15 protein-coding genes are annotated in these 14,874 nt (G+C 70.0%); 9 read left to right on the top strand and 6 right to left on the bottom strand.

Annotation, left to right across the window (positions count from 1 at the left end; translation table 11 throughout):
* Positions 1–158 precede the first annotated feature (158 nt).
* Together ACBJ32_RS45235 and ACBJ32_RS45230 are read left to right on the top strand one after the other, a co-directional pair.
* Positions 159–1,415, top strand: coding sequence for a hypothetical protein (locus ACBJ32_RS45235; protein ID WP_375132092.1), 1,257 nt, complete (start codon positions 159–161; stop codon positions 1,413–1,415).
* Entirely contained in the window at positions 1,405–3,546 is a 2,142-nt protein-coding gene (locus ACBJ32_RS45230; RefSeq protein ID WP_375132091.1) for a DUF6055 domain-containing protein, read from the top strand. Before ACBJ32_RS45235 ends, ACBJ32_RS45230 begins: the two co-directional genes overlap by 11 nt.
* 198 nt (positions 3,547–3,744) lie before the next feature.
* On the opposite strand, the gene ACBJ32_RS45225 is transcribed toward ACBJ32_RS45230, so the two are convergent.
* Positions 3,745–4,179, bottom strand: a complete 435-nt coding sequence (locus tag ACBJ32_RS45225; RefSeq protein WP_375132090.1) for a hypothetical protein — start codon at positions 4,177–4,179, stop codon at positions 3,745–3,747.
* A 158-nt stretch (positions 4,180–4,337) separates the two neighbouring features.
* Here ACBJ32_RS45225 and ACBJ32_RS45220 point away from each other — a divergent pair, with 158 nt between their 5' ends.
* From ACBJ32_RS45220 to ACBJ32_RS45210, 3 genes are all read left to right on the top strand, one after another.
* Positions 4,338–4,988 (top strand): DUF998 domain-containing protein, encoded by a 651-nt coding sequence (locus tag ACBJ32_RS45220; protein ID WP_375132089.1) that lies wholly within the window; start codon positions 4,338–4,340, stop codon positions 4,986–4,988.
* A gap of 42 nt (positions 4,989–5,030) precedes the next feature.
* On the top strand, positions 5,031–5,402 hold the full coding sequence (locus ACBJ32_RS45215; protein WP_357887460.1) for a YciI family protein: 372 nt from the start codon (positions 5,031–5,033) through the stop codon (positions 5,400–5,402).
* Positions 5,403–5,588: 186 nt separating this feature from the next.
* A complete protein-coding gene (locus tag ACBJ32_RS45210; RefSeq protein ID WP_375132088.1) occupies positions 5,589–6,848 on the top strand; it encodes an RNA polymerase sigma factor in 1,260 nt (419 codons plus the stop codon).
* Here ACBJ32_RS45210 and ACBJ32_RS45205 read toward each other — a convergent pair.
* From ACBJ32_RS45205 to ACBJ32_RS45190, 4 genes are all read right to left on the bottom strand, one after another.
* Positions 6,836–7,816: an aldo/keto reductase gene (locus ACBJ32_RS45205; RefSeq protein WP_375132087.1), complete on the bottom strand. Its 981-nt coding sequence runs from the start codon at positions 7,814–7,816 to the stop codon at positions 6,836–6,838. The genes ACBJ32_RS45210 and ACBJ32_RS45205 overlap by 13 nt on opposite strands.
* A 1-nt stretch (position 7,817) precedes the next feature.
* Positions 7,818–8,912, bottom strand: coding sequence for an NAD(P)/FAD-dependent oxidoreductase (locus ACBJ32_RS45200; RefSeq protein ID WP_375132086.1), 1,095 nt, complete (start codon positions 8,910–8,912; stop codon positions 7,818–7,820).
* Between the two features lie 512 nt (positions 8,913–9,424).
* On the bottom strand, positions 9,425–9,880 hold the full coding sequence (locus tag ACBJ32_RS45195) for a hypothetical protein (RefSeq protein ID WP_375132085.1): 456 nt from the start codon (positions 9,878–9,880) through the stop codon (positions 9,425–9,427).
* Positions 9,881–10,168: 288 nt separating this feature from the next.
* Positions 10,169–10,480 carry a hypothetical protein gene (locus ACBJ32_RS45190; RefSeq protein ID WP_375132084.1) on the bottom strand — a complete coding sequence of 104 codons (312 nt, stop codon included), beginning with the start codon at positions 10,478–10,480 and terminating at the stop codon, positions 10,169–10,171.
* Positions 10,481–10,486: 6 nt separating this feature from the next.
* Here ACBJ32_RS45190 and ACBJ32_RS45185 point away from each other — a divergent pair, with 6 nt between their 5' ends.
* Positions 10,487–10,924 (top strand): cupin domain-containing protein, encoded by a 438-nt coding sequence (locus ACBJ32_RS45185; protein ID WP_375132083.1) that lies wholly within the window; start codon positions 10,487–10,489, stop codon positions 10,922–10,924.
* Between the two features lie 236 nt (positions 10,925–11,160).
* On the opposite strand, the gene ACBJ32_RS45180 is transcribed toward ACBJ32_RS45185, so the two are convergent.
* A complete protein-coding gene (locus ACBJ32_RS45180) occupies positions 11,161–12,069 on the bottom strand; it encodes a helix-turn-helix domain-containing protein (protein ID WP_375132082.1) in 909 nt (302 codons plus the stop codon).
* Positions 12,070–12,185: 116 nt separating this feature from the next.
* Between ACBJ32_RS45180 and ACBJ32_RS45175 the strand changes: the two genes are divergently transcribed.
* The 3 genes from ACBJ32_RS45175 to ACBJ32_RS45165 all read left to right on the top strand — a co-directional run bounded on the left by ACBJ32_RS45175 (position 12,186) and on the right by ACBJ32_RS45165 (position 14,801).
* Complete coding sequence (locus tag ACBJ32_RS45175) at positions 12,186–12,920, top strand: SDR family oxidoreductase (protein WP_375132081.1); 735 nt, start codon at positions 12,186–12,188, stop codon at positions 12,918–12,920.
* A 226-nt stretch (positions 12,921–13,146) separates the two neighbouring features.
* The gene (locus ACBJ32_RS45170; RefSeq protein ID WP_375132080.1) at positions 13,147–14,301 is read left to right on the top strand and encodes a PQQ-dependent sugar dehydrogenase; all 1,155 of its coding nucleotides are present in this window, start codon (positions 13,147–13,149) and stop codon (positions 14,299–14,301) included.
* A 281-nt stretch (positions 14,302–14,582) separates the two neighbouring features.
* Positions 14,583–14,801 carry a hypothetical protein gene (locus ACBJ32_RS45165; protein WP_375132079.1) on the top strand — a complete coding sequence of 73 codons (219 nt, stop codon included), beginning with the start codon at positions 14,583–14,585 and terminating at the stop codon, positions 14,799–14,801.
* The last annotated feature ends 73 nt before the right edge of the window (positions 14,802–14,874 follow it).

Genomic DNA, 14,874 nt, shown 5'->3' with positions numbered 1-14,874 from the left:
ACGCGGGCGGCGGCGCACAGCTCACTGACAGGATCTTCTGACGGCGGCGGTACGGGCCTTGACAAAGGCTGCCGCCGCCCCAACACTCTCCCCACCACAAGTGTGTGACATAGCACTTAGTGGGTTCGAGGTGTTAACGCTAACAAGGAGACACCGCAGTGAGACGATTAAGGTCCGTGATTCTGGCCGGGCTCGTGGCAGCGGGCACGTTCCTCCTCCCCGCCGCGCCCGCGTCGGCCGCCCCGGTCAACCTGGCCCCCTCGGCGAGCCCGTCCGCGTCCTACACCTCGCCGTGGGAGAACGTGGCCGCCATCAACGACGGCATCGACCCGCCGAGCTCGAACGACACCGTCAACCGCCGCTGGGGCACCTGGCCCAACACCGGTGAGCAGTGGGCGCTGCTGACCTGGTCGCAGGCGCAGACGCTCACCTCGGCACAGGTCTACTTCTTCGACGACAACGGCGGTGTGCGCGTACCGGCCTCGTGGCGGCTGCAGCGCTGGACCGGCAGCGCGTACGCCGACATCCCCGGCACGTACGCGACCGCGACCAACACCTACAACACCGTCACCTTCGCCGCCGTCTCCACCACCCGGCTGCGCGTGCTGATGCAGAGTGGCCAGGGCTCGGTGGGCCTGCTCGAGGTCAAGGCCATCGGCGAGGGCGCCCCGCAGACCGGCTGGAACCCGCCCGCGAACCTCGTCACCCCGCTCAACGAGGTGTGGCAGCACGTCGAGAGCACCTACCCCAACCTGTACGGGTTCCGCAATTACGGCTGGGACCAGATCATGGCCAACCGCGGCTCGATCAACTACTGCGTCCGCTGGGACACCAGCGCGACCGTGACCGCAGCCCAGCGTGACCAGATCCACGCCCAGCTCACCCGCCAGTTCAAGAAGTGGATGGACGTCATGGCCGGCCACAACGGCTGGCCGTACAGCACCGTGCCGCTCAAGGTCGTCGGCTGGGCCGTACGCGACCGCGCCCAGCTCCAGTGGAGCGACAACTCCGTCGACATCTACGTCAACGACATCCGCGAGAACGCGCCCCAGTGCGCCGAACCCTGCGGCCGCTTCTTCAACCAGAGCGGCAACTACCCCAACTGCCCGGGCGGCGCGTCGCACCACTACGACATGTCGCTCTGGCTGACCAGCGGATTCGGCGGCGGCGCCGGCGGCGACTGGGGCCAGCGGATCGGCAGCGAGTACTTCATGTCGAACCTCAACACCGACAACGTGCACATCCTGCTGCACGAGATCGGCCACTCCTTCGGCCTGGACGACTTCTACGACTGGACCCCCACCGGCGTGGGCGGCTTCCTCATGAAGGCCGGCAGCGCGTCCCAGATCACGGAGTTCGACGCGTGGATGTTCCGTGACTGGTGGCGCCACCTGAGGAGCCGGTATGGCGTCTAGAGTCGCGGCGCTCCTCTGCCTGGTCCTGGCCCTGCTCACGGCGCCCGCGCAGGCGTCGGCGGCGGCCAAGACGGTCTACATCCCCGCGCGCTGGCAGAGCACGGGCGAGGTGCCGTGGGTCAGCTCGCGCACCAAGGAGTCGGCCAACTTCATCCTGCTCTGGGGCGACCGGTCGGGGACGAACCCGACGAGCGCGCCGGAACCGTACCGGTTCGATCCCGACAACATGCTCAGCCAGCTCGAGAGCCTCTACTCCTTCTACGTGAACACCATGAAGTTCACGCCGGAGACCGGGCTGCTGGCCCAGCACAAGATCATCGTCATCGTCACCAGGACCTGGTCGAACGCCCCGCTCGACGCGTGGGCCACCGGCGGGTCCACCGACGGCAGGGTCGGCGTGATCAACATCGCCCCGGCGGCGGCGCTGCCCGGGTCGTGGGGGCTGGCGCACGAGCTGGCCCACGTCTTCCAGAACTACACCTTCCTCGGCCGCTCCGGGTACGGCTTCACCCACCCCAGCGCCGGCACGTTCTGGGAGGCCAGCGCCGAGTTCATGGCCATGCAGGTCTACCCGACGACGGCGGCCGGCGACCTGACCAGGTTCATCCGCACCGAGAACCTGGCCTACAGCAGCAGCCGGCACCACTACGGGGCCTGGATGCTGCTGCAGTACATCAAGGAACGCGACGGCCTGGCCATGTTCAACCGCATCTGGAACGAGGCCAGGAACACCGAGCACCCGCTCGAGGTCTACCGCCGCATCGCCGGCATCGACCAGGCAGAGCTCAACCGCCGCATGGGCGAGTACGCCCAGCGCAACGTCACCTGGGACTACGCCAACCGGAACGACTTCATGCCGTTCATCAACCGCCTGTACCCCTTCATCACCGCCTACAACGGAGTGGCGGTGGAGCCGGTCAACGCCGCTGCGGGACACTTCCGCATCTCCGACGCGCTGGCGCCGTCCGACTACGGGTACAACAAGATCCGTCTCGTGCCGAGCAGCGACGGCGCCCTCATCCGGATGCGGTTCAGGGGCCACGTCAACGCGGCGGCGCAGTCGGGCTGGTCGTACGGGTTCGTCGCCGTCAGGAACGGCGTCCCCCGGTACGGACCCCTCCACAACTCCGCCAACGGCGAGGTGACCTTCCAGACCCAGCCCGGTGAGAGGGACGTCTACCTCGTGGTCGTGGGCGCGCCGGGGACCGTGCACAAGTACGCCTTCCTCGACGGCTACCCGCGCAACCACCGCTACCCGTACCAGTTCCGCCTCCAGGGCGCCACGCCCTGGGGCCACGAGCCGGGCCACGTCAAGCCGCCCGCGCCGGGCGGCGGGCGGTGGCACTCCAACGGCGGCGGCTGGGTGGACAGCCGTGCCAACGTCGCCGCCACGGCCTACGTCGGCCCCCGCGCCGCCGTGTACGGCAACAGCACCGTCAGCGGCAACGCGCGCATCGAGGACCTCGCCTGGGTCAACAGCGGCGCCACCGTGACCGGGAACGCCGTGGTCAAGAACAACGCCCTGGTGCAGGGCGGGGCCAACCTCAGCGGGAGCGTCGTGATCGGCGGGGACGCCGAGCCGGCGACGGCTTGCTCGTCGGGGACGTACCTGATGTTCAACCCCGACCGGCGCTGCGACGGTGGCGGCGGTGAGGCGGACGTCAACCCGTCGCACCCGGTCTTCAGCGACGAGGACCTCGCCTTCGGCGGTGGCGGCGATCCGGGGCCGGTGAACCTGGCGTCGAGCGCCACGCCGTCGGCCTCGTACACCTCGCCCTGGGAGAGCGTGGCGGCCATCAACGACGGCGCCGTGCCCAGCCCGCGCTGGGGCACCTGGCCGGAGACCGGGACCCAGTGGGCCGAGCTGACCTGGACGTCGCCGCAGACGATCAAGTCGGCGGAGGCGTACTTCTTCGACGACGGGGGCGGCGTGCGCGTGCCCGCGTCGTGGCGGATCCAGTACTGGAACGGCAGCGCCTACGCCGACGTGGCGGGCGCGAGCCACTATGCGACGGCGGCCGGGGCCTACAACACGGTCACGTTCACCGCCGTGAACACCACGCGTCTGCGATTCGTGCTGGAAAGCGGCCAGGCATCGGTCGGGTTGCTGGAGGTACGCGCCTTCGCCTGATGGGCGCGAGGTGAGGTGCCGGGCGGCCAGGACACGATCCCCGCCGCCCGGCACGCCCGCGTCCGGGACGCGATCCCCACTGCCCGGCACGCCCGCGTCCGGGACATTCGTGCTCTCGCACGCCCATGTCCCGCGCTGTGTGATCGCCTCCCGACAGGCACGCACTGACCTGTCGGGGGCCGACGATGTGAGCCAACGTCAGATTCGAGTCATGCTGGATTCGTATCCCCCTCCGCCGGGGTAGACCCAGGCGCCGGTGACGGTGGTGCCGTCAGCGCTGAACGTGCCTTCGTAGTAGGCGGGGCTCCCCTTCGCGCCGCCCCAGATGGTCAGTTTGTCGCCGGTCAGCTCGTACACGTAGTCGAGGGTGTTGCCGGTCGAGTCGTAGAAGCGTGACACCACGTCCGTGCCGGTCGGCTCGCCGAACGGGCGCAGGTTGCCGATCACTTCCAGGCCGGTGACGGGCCGGCCGAACTGGGTGAGCTCGACGTGCTGGAGCAGGAAGAAGCCGCCGGGCATCCACTCATACCGTACGGTCCCTTCGGCGCCGCCGGTGACCGCCCAGGTGCCGACCAGACGGTCCAGGGCCTTCAGGGCGGCGGTCGGCTCGTTGATCTCCGGCATCTCCGTCATTTCGTTCTCCTTGCGGGTGTGGCGAGTGCTCGCCGGTACCTCGGAGGCCGCCTGCGAGCCTCGACATCCCAGAAGTGTGATTCAGGTCACATCGCCGTCATGTCGAGAGGAGCGGGCCGGTCACGAGGTAGCGGCAGGACCCCATCAAGGAGGAAGTCATGGCCACCACGGCAACCACCACCGGCGTTCCCGCCGTCCGACGCTCGTCCGAGAACCTCCTGCTGCTCGCCGCCGCCTTGGCCGGGCCGGTCTTCCTCGCCTCGGCCGGCATCCAGATGCTCACCCGCGAGGGCTTCGACATCACCCGCCATCCGATCAGCCAGCTGTCCACCGGCAGCCTCGGCTGGATCCAGATCGTCACGTTCGTGCTTGCCGGCGTGGGCGGCCTGGCGCTGGCCGGTGGTATCAGGCGCACCCTCACCGCGGGCGTCGGCCGGCGAGCCTTGCCCGTCCTGGCCGGGATCTTCGGGGCCGGGATGATCGCAGCCGGCGTGTTCACCATGGACCCGGAGAACGGCTTCCCCGCCGGAACCCCTGACGGGCCGGTGGCGCAGATGTCCTGGCACAGCGTCACGCACTCGGCCGCGGCCGCGGTCTCCTTCACCGCGCTGGCCATCGCCGCCATCGTGCTGGCCGTGCGATGCGCCCGCCGCCGGGCCGTGCCGGCGGCCGTCGCCAACGGCGCCGCCGCGCTCGTCCTGCTGCTCCCCATGTCGCCGGAGCACATGAGCATCCAGATCGCCGTCAACGGCCTGGTCGCCTTCACCTGGACGACCATCCTGGCCCTGTCCCTGCGCCGCTCCGCTTGACCTTTGCGTACGCTTGCCCGCACGTTCGACAGAAGGATCCCCATGAAGTACCTGCTGCTCAGCTACACCCCCGCCGCCGCCTGGGACGCCGCGACCGCTGACACCGCATCCGAGGAGGCTCTGGCGGCCTTCGCCGTGTACCAGAAGTTCGAGCAGGAATTGATCTCCACCGGCGAGTTCGTCACCAGCGAGGGCCTCGGCCATCCGGCGGTCAGCACCACAGTGCGCAGGTCCGGAGAGGGCGTGGTGGCGACCGACGGGCCGTTCGCCGAACTGAAGGAGGTCCTGGCCAGCTTCGCCGTGATCGACGTGGCGAGCCAGGAACGAGCCGTGGAGATCGTCTCGCGGATCGTCGAGGTGCTGGGAGAGCCGATCGAGATCCGGCCGATCATGGGTGAGGACTTCACGGCGTGACGACCACGCCAGACGACGTCCGGCGCGAGCGGATGGCCGGCATGGCAGCGGGACCGGCACGACAGTGGGACCGGTACGACAGTGGGACCGGTACGACAGTGGGACCGGTACGACAGTGGGACCGGTACGACAGTGGGACCGGTACGACAGTGGGACCGGTACGACAGTGGGAAAGGCACACGCAGCATGAACGCCGACATCGAGCACCTGCTGCGCACCGAAGCGCCACAGGTGCTCGGCGCGCTGGTACGCCGCTTCGGCCGTTTCGACGTCGCCGAGGACGCGGTGCAGGAGGCGCTGCTCGCCGCGAGCCGGGTCTGGCCGGCCGACGGCGTGCCGGATAACCCGCGTAGCTGGCTGATCCGCATCGGCTATCGGCGGATGGTCGACCTGCTCCGCGCCGACCAGGCCAGGCGCCGGCGCGAGCAGGAGGCCGGCGCCGCCGAACTGGCCATGCAGGAACCGGCCCGGCGTACGGGCCCCGCGCAGGAGACCGACGACAGCCTCGCCCTGCTGCTGCTCTGCTGCCACCCCGCGCTGAGCGCCACCTCCCAGGTGGCGCTCACACTGCGCGCGGTCGGCGGCCTGAGCACCGCCGAGATCGCGCACGCGTACGGCACCACCGAGAACACCATGGGCACCCGGATCAGCCGCGCCAAGCAGCAACTGGCCCGCGCCGGCGCCCGCTTCACCCCGCCGGCCGACACCGACCGGGACGGCCGGATGGCCGCCGTGACCCAGGTGCTCTATCTGATCTTCAACGAGGGTTACACGGCCTCCACCGGCGCCCAGCTCGCCCGCGTCGACCTGACCGGCGAGGCCATCCGGCTGACCCGCATGCTGCACCACGCCTCGCCCGCCGACCCCGAGGTCACCGGCCTGCTCGCGCTGATGCTGCTCACCGAGGCACGCCGCCCCGCCCGCACCGGCGGCCACGACGAGCTGGTGCCCCTGGACGAACAGGACCGGGCGCGCTGGAACGCCGGCCTCATCCGCGAGGGCACCGAGCTGATCGACGGCGTCTGGAGCCGCCGCGAGGTCGGCCCCTACCAGTTGCAGGCCGCGATCGCAGCCGTGCACGCCGCTGCCACGTCACCGGAGCAGACCGACTGGCCGCAGATCGCGGCGCTCTACCTGTGGCTCGAACGGCTCGCCCCCACCCCGCCGGTACGGCTGAGCCGGGTGGTGGCGGTGGCCAAGGCCTACGGGCCCGCCCGAGGGCTGGCCCTGCTCGACGACCTCAACCGCCGCTTCCACCTCGACCAGGACCCGCTGGTCCGGCAACGTGAACGCGCGGTGCGTGCGCACCTGCTGCAGCTGACCGGCGACGCGGCCGGCGCGGCGCGGCTGTACCGTGAGGCGGCCTCCCTGACCGGCAACCGGATCGAGCAGCGATATCTGCTCGACCGGGCCTGTGAGGCGAAGGGAAGTTCTCACCAGGCGTAGGCCTCCGGCGCGGGCTTGGAGCCGTTCGGGCCGGGCGGCGGGAACAGCTCGTCCAGCCTGGCCAGCGTCCCCTCGTCCAAGGTGATCGCCAGCGCGCGGAGCGAGCCGTCGAGCTGGCCGACCGTGCGCGGCCCGATGATCGGCCCGGTCACGCCGTCCTGCGCGAGCAGCCAGGCCAGCCCGACGTCGGCGGGGTCCTCGCCGATGCCGGCACACATTTTCTCGTAGGCCTCGATCGTTTCCCGGTGCTTGGCCAGGGTGTGGGCTGATCGACCGGAGTCGCCGCGGGAGGCGCCGCCCGCCCTCTGCTTGCGCAGGACGCCGCCGAGTACTCCGCCGTGCAGGGGCGACCACGGGATCATGCCGAGCCCGTAGTGCCGCGCCGCGGGCAGCACCTCCAGCTCGGCCCAGCGGTTCATCAGGTTGTAGATGGACTGCTCGGCGACCAGGCCGAGCATGTGCCGCCCGCGTGCTGCCTCCTGCGCCTGCGCCAGGTGCCAGCCGGCGAAGTTGGACGAGCCGAAGTAGAGCACCTTGCCCTGCCGGCGCAGGACGCTGAAGGCCTCCCAGATCTCCTCCCACGGCGTGTTCCGGTCGATGTGGTGCATCTGGTACACGTCGATGTGGTCGGTGCCCAGCCGCTGGAGCGAGGCGTCGCACGCGCGCCTGATGTGCAGCGCGGACAGGCGGCTGTCGTTGGGCCACTCGCTCGTCGGGAGGTAGAGCTTGGTGGCCAGGACGGTCTTGTCGCGCCTGTTGCCTCCTGTGGCGAACCACCGTCCGATGATCTGCTCGGTGCGGCCTTCGCCGTACACGTCGGCGGTGTCGAAGAAGTTGATGCCGTGCTCGTGCGCCCGGTCCATGATCGCGTGGCTGTCGGCTTCGGACGTCTCCGTTCCGAAGTTCATCGTGCCCAGGACGAGCCGGGACACCGAGAGCCCGCTGCGGCCCAATCGGACGTAGTCCATGTCAGGCCGCTCCGAACTGCTCGGTGAAGCGGCCGGTGAACAGGTCGGCCCCCTTGTAGGCCGAGACCGTCTCCGCGGAGACGACGGCGGGGCCGTCGGGGGTGGGCAACTGGCCGACGCCGCCGTGCGGGCCGAGGGGCAGCAGGATCATGGGATGCGGCAGCGGCCGATAGGTGGCCGTCGGCTGCTCGCCGCGCAGCTGGGCGAGAATGTTCTGGGCCACCACCTCCGCGTGCTGCATCGCGTACCCGGCCATCTTGGCCTCGGCGACGTCGGTGATGTCGCCGATGGCGTAGACGTGCTCGTGGCCGCGCACGTTGAGGGTGTCGGTGACGGGCACCTGCCCCTGGGGCGTGCGCGCGGTCAGCTCGCCGTCCGCGAGATAGTCGCTGTTGATCCGCACACCGTGCGCGCGGAACCAGATGTCGGCGGTGATCTCGTCGCCGCCGGTCACGGTGACGGTGAACGTGCCGGCCTGGCCGGGCTCGGTGGCAGGGGGCGTGCTCAGGCCGGTGCTCAGCCGCAAGTCGATGTCGCGTTCGCCGAGCTGACGGCGCAGCTCCTCGCGCATCTCCGCCGGGAAGGCCGGCAGCAGCTCCTCGGCCGGGTCGACGATGGTCACACGCTTGTGCGGCCAGGTCTCCTTGATCTCCCCGGCCAGCTCCAGCCCGACCGGCCCGGCGCCGAGAATCAGCACCCGATCGGAGCCCGCCAGTTCCTTGTGGGTCCGGCGCAGGTCCTCCAGGACCTCCGCCATGGAGTCCGAGGTGGGCTTGGCGGGGTAGGCGTAGCTGGAGCCGGTGGCCAGGACCAGGTAGTCGGCCTCGACCCGCCGGCCTGAGGCCAGGGTGACGCCACCGGGGTTCACCGAGGCCGCGCGGTCGCGCACCACGGTGCCGCGGGTGAGCCATTGGTCGTAGGGGAAGAACATGTTGCTCGCCCAGTCGGGCTGGGTCAGCGCCCGCAGCGAGCCGGCAGAGTTGATGAACGCGTCCCGGGGGTCGATGAGGACGACGTCGGCCTCTGCGTCCAGGGCCTTGGCGACTGCAGAACCACCGTAACCGCCGCCGATGACCACAACTGTACGACTCATCATTCACTCCAACATAAAAAGGGGTTGAGTTCGTGTCACGAACCATATTAGTTCGTGAGACGAACTGCAACCCCTTCTCGGGTTCAGTGCATGGGACGCGGTTCCATGAAGGTGGCGGGAAACCTCGTCGTCCGCCGTGACGTGGCCGAGCAGGGCGGCGAGCGTGCAACAAAATTCGTGGAACGAATTAACGTTGGGGCTCCTTGGCCTTACCTTGACCAAGGTAGGTGGGCTCGTCACTCTCGTACGACTTCCCGCGCCAACCGGCGCGTTCACCCCGGACGGGGTGCCCAGGTTCGGCCCTTCGAGCGCCGTGCCGCCCTGCCGCGCGTCGGCGACCGGCCGACCGCTCACTGCCCGTAGGTCCTGCGCGATGTCCCGGGTGGACTTCCCCTCCTCACCCTGGCCCGGCTCGCCGGCACCGGGGAACAGCGCACCGACCTGGTGGACCGAGCCAACGCCATCCGCCCCCGCACCGTCCGCTGATCCGCGGCGGCGAGAGGGCGGATGATTCGCTACATCGGGCGGCCGGTCCCGCTCAGCCAGCTACCGTAGAGGGTGCTGGTGACTCGGCAGCGACCGGCGTAACAGACGTAGCTCACCTTGATGCTCCGGTGCTTGTAAACCGACGGATTGAACTTGCGGACGATGCGTCCGTGCGTGCAAACGTCGTACACCTTGGCCTTACTTACACCGTTCTGGTTGTAGATCTTCGTCATGCTGCTCGAGTTCGACTCAGTCCTCTTCAGCCGCTTGACGCTGTGCGTGTTGGGGTTGTAGGTCCGCGTCCCGAGGTAGTTCGTCCACACGCCACCACATTGACCCCTGTCCTCCGACCAGTAGAGGTAGGGCTTGACCGTGTCGGCGCCGGCGGTCGACATCCCGCCGCCTCCGACCACCATCCCCGAAGCGAGTATCGCCGACGCCATGAGCCACCCGAGCCGTTGTCCTTTGCGCATGAACCTTCCCATCTCCGGTGTCGTCGCATCCTGTGGAGCCCAGCACGGTCAACTGAGTGACCGGCTGCCACAGTGCCGTAGGGCGGTATAGGCACAGAACATCTTCGGTACACGTGACGTATCTCGGCCGGAGACCGGTTCGCTTCTCCAGGGGTCCGAAACGCGCAACCGTCGTGAGACGATCGGCCGCTTGGCCCACGACTCCGGGATCCGCGCCGTGCCCGGAGACGTCGACCGCGGCCGGCCGCTGATGATCACGGCGCGCCGCTTCCCTCTTGCCGGCACCCGCCGGCCCCTCGTCTACGGCAGCTCGCGCGCCAGCTTCTCCGCCCCGCTCGGCCGGGTGACCGCGGTGACGGCTGCGTCGGCCTCGGCACGGAACCAGACGTACTTCTCCTTGGCCTGCATGCGCAGGATGCGCGGGTCGTTGACGGTGCACCGCTCGCGTACCGACTTGCCGGGGGCGACGCGCTCCACGGAGATCCGGCACGTGCCGACCTTGTCCTTGATCCGCTCCGGCACGAACGACCCCGAGCCGTACAGGGTGATGGTGATCTTCTCGCTGATGGTGAGCCCGGCGCTGGGGTATTTGCGCAGGTAGGCGCCTTGCAAGGAGGTATGCCCGGTGGAAGACTGGATCTGACGGAGGGGGACGTCATGATCGAGGTCAAGAGCATCGACAAGCCCGACGAGCGCCGCGACTTTCCCAGGGGGCACCTCGAGGTGTGCAACCTGTCCGGGCTGAGTTTCGGCGTGGCCACGTTCGAGCCCGGCTGGCGCTGGTCGGAGTCGGTCAAGCCCATCGCAGGCACGGACTCGTGCGAGGTCCACCACAACGGGTTCGTGGTCCAGGGCCGGCTGCGCATCCGGATGAACGACGGCACCGAGGCCGAGATCGGCCCGGGAGAGATCTTCGTCTGCCCGCCAGGACACGACGCCTGGGTGGAGGGCGACGAGCAGGTGGTCCTCTACGACTTCGCCGGCGGAGCGGCCGAGTACGCCAAGGCCCGCACGTCCGGCGCTGCCGCGAGCGGGCACGGCCCGGACGGATCGTAGGTCGTTGAGGTCGGTCATGCGCTGGGCGGGCTGCGTTGCGAGGCCCGAGCATGGAGCACGAACCGCAGCCCGGCGAGGCGGTCACCCGGATCCATCACCAGGTTGCGAGCCCGCTGCACCGTCCGTGCCCCGGTCGGGGCGCGCAGGGGGGGCGGCCGATCAGGCAAGTCGGCGTAGAGCCGGGGTCTCATGCCGTGATGGTGGTGCCGGGCGTGGTCACGGTGACCGCGGGCGGCTCACGGTTCGTCGTCCAGGATGCGGGCTCGTTCCGGGCGGATGCCGTGAGTGAGTGTCACCGCGGACTGATCTCCGGCCACCTTGAGGGCGGTCGTTTCGGCGTAGGGCTCGATCAGGTTGGCCGGGGTGCAGTCGAAGATGTCGCAGAGCGCGATGAGCGTGCGCAACGACAGGCGTTCGGGCTTGTTGGCGACCAGCCGGTAGACCTGGGCCGGAGACAGGCTCACACCGCGCTCGCGCAGCAGCGGGATCAGGTCGGTCGTCTTCCATATCTCGTGGGCGGCCATGATCTGTCGAAGGCGCCAGTGGAAGTTCAGGCGTCTGGTCACGGTGTGCCTCCCTGCCCCGGGGGCGGGATCGGTGATCGCTTGGATGACCGCTTCGCGGACGATCCGGGCGGCGTCCATGTCGCGTTCCGCTTCTGGTGTGGCGATCAAGGCCAGCGTGGTGCCACGGCCGGCCGCGTGGATCGCGCGCGCCGCCCGCTCCTCCGGGACGCGGAGCCGGCCGGCCAGGGCGACACGGTGCACCAGCCCGGTGAGGATCTCTGAGGCCTGCTTCGCCGCGTCGGCTCCGGCGCCCGGCCGTGGGCTGCCGTAGATCAGCGAGTACAGCGCGGGCTCGGCGAGGCCGAAGCCGATGTGCGGGTCCCAGCCGCGCCGCAGGTCCTCCACCGGGTCGCCGCTGGGCGTCATGCCCCGCTTCTCGGCGAGGTAGGACATGAGCCCACGGCTGGCCACGGCGTCCAGCAGACCCTGCTTGTCGCCGAACAGCCGGTACAGGATCGGCGCCTGGACGCCGGCGGCCTTGCGGACCGCCCTGGTCGAGACCGCGTCCCTGCCCTCGCGCGCCAGCAGGTCCGCCGCGACGTCGAGGATCGCTTCCCGCGTGTCGTTCGCGCTGGTCATTTATCGATGCTAACAGGGCAATGCTGCTATCGCTAACATTCCCGCTAGCCTTCTCTTGTTAGCGGCGTGGTATCGGTGTTAACTTCTATGTGTTAGCGGTTAAACAAGGAGGCTTCATGGGAACCGCATCGCGCATCGCCATCGTCACCGGAGGCTCGCGGGGGATCGGCCGCGCCGTCGCCTCCCGGCTGGCCGCCGCGGGCCAGGATGTCGCCGTCGTGTACGCGTCCAACGCCAAGGAGGCGGACGTCGCCGTCGGTGAGATCGAGGCGGCCGGCGCCCGCGGGATCGCGCTGCGGGTCGACGTGGCCGACGAGGTCGAGGTCGCCGCCGCGTTCGACACCGTCGAGCAGCGCCTCGGCCCCGTTGACGTCGTGGTCAACGCGGCCGGTGTGATGGCGCTGCGACCGGTCCGCGACCTGGACCTGGCCGAGCTGGACCGGCAGATGCGCGTCAACGTGCGGGGCACGTTCGTCATGGCCAGGGAGGCCGCGCGCCGGATTCGGCCGGGTGGCGCCATCGTCGCCTTCTCCACCAGCGTCACCCGCCTGCACCTGCCGGCCTACGGCGCGTATGCCGCGAGCAAGGGGGCGGTGGAGGCCCTCGTCCCGATCCTCGCCAAGGAACTGGGCGGTCGCGACATCACGGTCAACGCGGTGGCGCCGGGTCCGACGGCCACGGAGCTGTTCTTCGACGGCAAGTCACAGCAGGACATCGACCGGATCGCCGGCCTCAGCCCGATGAACCGGCTCGGCACCCCGCAGGACATCGCGGAGGTCGTCGCCTTCCTGGCCGGGCCCGGCCGCTGGGTCAACGGCCAGACCGTCTTCGCCAACGGCGCAGCCGCCTGACCCCGCACTCGACAACCTGCTCGCCCGGCTCGTGGGCCCGGTCGCCTTCTCCGCCGCGGAACCCGAGCACGCGCTCCCGGGCTGCTCACCCTGATCGCCGGCAGCGCCCTCGGCGCCCTTCGCCTGCCAGCGGCTGCAGCACCGGTTCGCCACGTGGCAGCACGAGCGGGGGCCTCAGGCCGTTCCCCGCCCGGCGCGCCCGAACGACACGAAGGACGGATCAGCCATGCTCCTCATCTCCCGCACCGGCCATCGCCTCAGCGCCGTCGCCGCTCTCCTCTGCGTCATGGTCGCCCTGCCGGGATGCGCGGCACCGGCGCCCCGCGCGACAGCCGCGCCCCACGTGACAGCCGCGCCCCGCGCGACGCAGGACCTCACGCGTGGCCTGGTCCCCGGACAGGTCACCGAGATCGCTCGCGGCCTGGCCATGCCGTGGGGCCTGACGTTCCTGCCTGACGGCTCGGCCCTGGTGTCCGAGCGGTCGTCGGCACGGATCCTGCGCATCCGGCAGGGCGGCGAACCCGAGCCGATCGGCACGGTGCCCGGAGTCGACGTGAGCGCCGAAGGCGGCCTGCTCGGGCTGGCCGTCTCGCCGTCTTTCGACAGGGACCACACCGTCTACGCGTACGTGTCGGCCTCGCCCACCAACCGCGTCGTGGCGCTGCGCCTGGCTCCCGGCCTGCGTTCCCTGCGCCAGGACCGGGTGGTGCTCGATGGCATCGACACCGCCGACCGCCATCACGGCGGGCGCCTGCGCTTCGGGCCGGACGGCAACCTCTGGATCGGCACCGGCGACGCCTTCTCGCCCGAGAACGCGGCCGACGACGCGTCACTGAACGGCAAGATCCTGCGTATCCGCCCCGACGGCTCCGTACCGCCGGGCAACCCCTCGGGAACCGCCGTCTACTCCAGCGGCCACCGCAACGTGCAGGGCATCGCGTTCGGCCCCGACGGCACCGCCTACGCATCCGAACTCGGCCACCGCACCTGGGACGAGCTGAACGTCCTGCGCCCGGGGCGCGACTACGGATGGCCCGAATCCGAAGGCCGCGACGGCTCGCACGGCGAACGCCCGATCTTCACCGTCCATCCCGACGACGCCTCGCCGTCCGGCATCGCCGTCGCGGGCGGGGCCGTCTGGATGGGCGCGCTCGGCGGACAGCGGCTCTGGCGCCTGCCCGTCAACGGCCCCCGGGCGGACGGCGACCCCGTCGCCTACTTCGTCCAGCGGTACGGACGGATCCGCACGGTGGAGCCGGCACCCGACGGCTCACTGTGGATCACGACCTCCAACACCGACGGAGCAACGTGGGGCGGCACCGCCGCCCGCCCCGGCGACGATCGGATCCTGCGCGTCGACCTCGTCCGCCCCGGCTCCTGACCGCCGGCGGCGGCACCCTGGTCGCCTATGACGCCCCGCCTGCAACTGATTCCGAAGACAATCTCCGACTCCTCGCCAGCCGGGCCACCACGCTCGGCCGCGACACCGCCCCCCACACGCGCCGAACGCACCCGGCGGCGTCGTCAGGGTCCAGGACCGAACGGCAAGGATCAGCCGGATGCCGGCGGCGAGCGAACGGGATACCGAGCAGGCCGTTGAGGATGGCAGGTCTCGGCAGACGGTGGGATCGTGTAGGGCAAGGCGACCTGCTGGAGGAGATCGTGGAACATCCCGAGCTGAACACGGACATGATCCTCGCCGCCGTCCGGGACCACGGGTTCGCAGCCTACGACGTCCTGGTCAAGGAGTTCCCGTCAGACTTGGTGGTCGAAGAGTTCACGAAAGCGGCCAGGTCGGGCTTCACCAGCTTCGGCGTGGGAGTACACCTGGCGTCGCTGACGGACAAGGGACGCAAGCGCCTCGACTCCCTCGCGCCATAGTCCGCCGAGTGACCGGCGTACCGGTGCGGGTGCTGGACGCACTTCACGCGGATCGGCACGGATCCCGTCAGGC

It is taken from the genome of Nonomuraea sp. GTA35 (assembly GCF_041950525.1).
GTDB lineage: Bacteria > Actinomycetota > Actinomycetes > Streptosporangiales > Streptosporangiaceae > Nonomuraea.
This window is presented reverse-complemented; position numbering and strand designations above follow the sequence as displayed.

Excerpts from the sequence above, each read along its gene's own strand:
- ACBJ32_RS45175 (WP_375132081.1), top strand. The coding sequence starts at position 12,186 with ATGGGAACCGCATCGCGCATCGCCATCGTCACCGGAGGCTCGCGGGGG.
- ACBJ32_RS45210 (WP_375132088.1), top strand. The coding sequence starts at position 5,589 with ATGAACGCCGACATCGAGCACCTGCTGCGCACCGAAGCGCCACAGGTG.
- ACBJ32_RS45230 (WP_375132091.1), top strand. The coding sequence starts at position 1,405 with ATGGCGTCTAGAGTCGCGGCGCTCCTCTGCCTGGTCCTGGCCCTGCTC.
- ACBJ32_RS45205 (WP_375132087.1), bottom strand. The coding sequence starts at position 7,816 with ATGGACTACGTCCGATTGGGCCGCAGCGGGCTCTCGGTGTCCCGGCTC.
- ACBJ32_RS45170 (WP_375132080.1), top strand. The coding sequence starts at position 13,147 with ATGCTCCTCATCTCCCGCACCGGCCATCGCCTCAGCGCCGTCGCCGCT.
- ACBJ32_RS45220 (WP_375132089.1), top strand. The coding sequence starts at position 4,338 with ATGGCCACCACGGCAACCACCACCGGCGTTCCCGCCGTCCGACGCTCG.
- ACBJ32_RS45215 (WP_357887460.1), top strand. The coding sequence starts at position 5,031 with ATGAAGTACCTGCTGCTCAGCTACACCCCCGCCGCCGCCTGGGACGCC.
- ACBJ32_RS45180 (WP_375132082.1), bottom strand. The coding sequence starts at position 12,069 with ATGACCAGCGCGAACGACACGCGGGAAGCGATCCTCGACGTCGCGGCG.
- ACBJ32_RS45225 (WP_375132090.1), bottom strand. The coding sequence starts at position 4,179 with ATGACGGAGATGCCGGAGATCAACGAGCCGACCGCCGCCCTGAAGGCC.
- ACBJ32_RS45195 (WP_375132085.1), bottom strand. The coding sequence starts at position 9,880 with ATGGGAAGGTTCATGCGCAAAGGACAACGGCTCGGGTGGCTCATGGCG.
- ACBJ32_RS45185 (WP_375132083.1), top strand. The coding sequence starts at position 10,487 with ATGCCCGGTGGAAGACTGGATCTGACGGAGGGGGACGTCATGATCGAG.
- ACBJ32_RS45200 (WP_375132086.1), bottom strand. The coding sequence starts at position 8,912 with ATGATGAGTCGTACAGTTGTGGTCATCGGCGGCGGTTACGGTGGTTCT.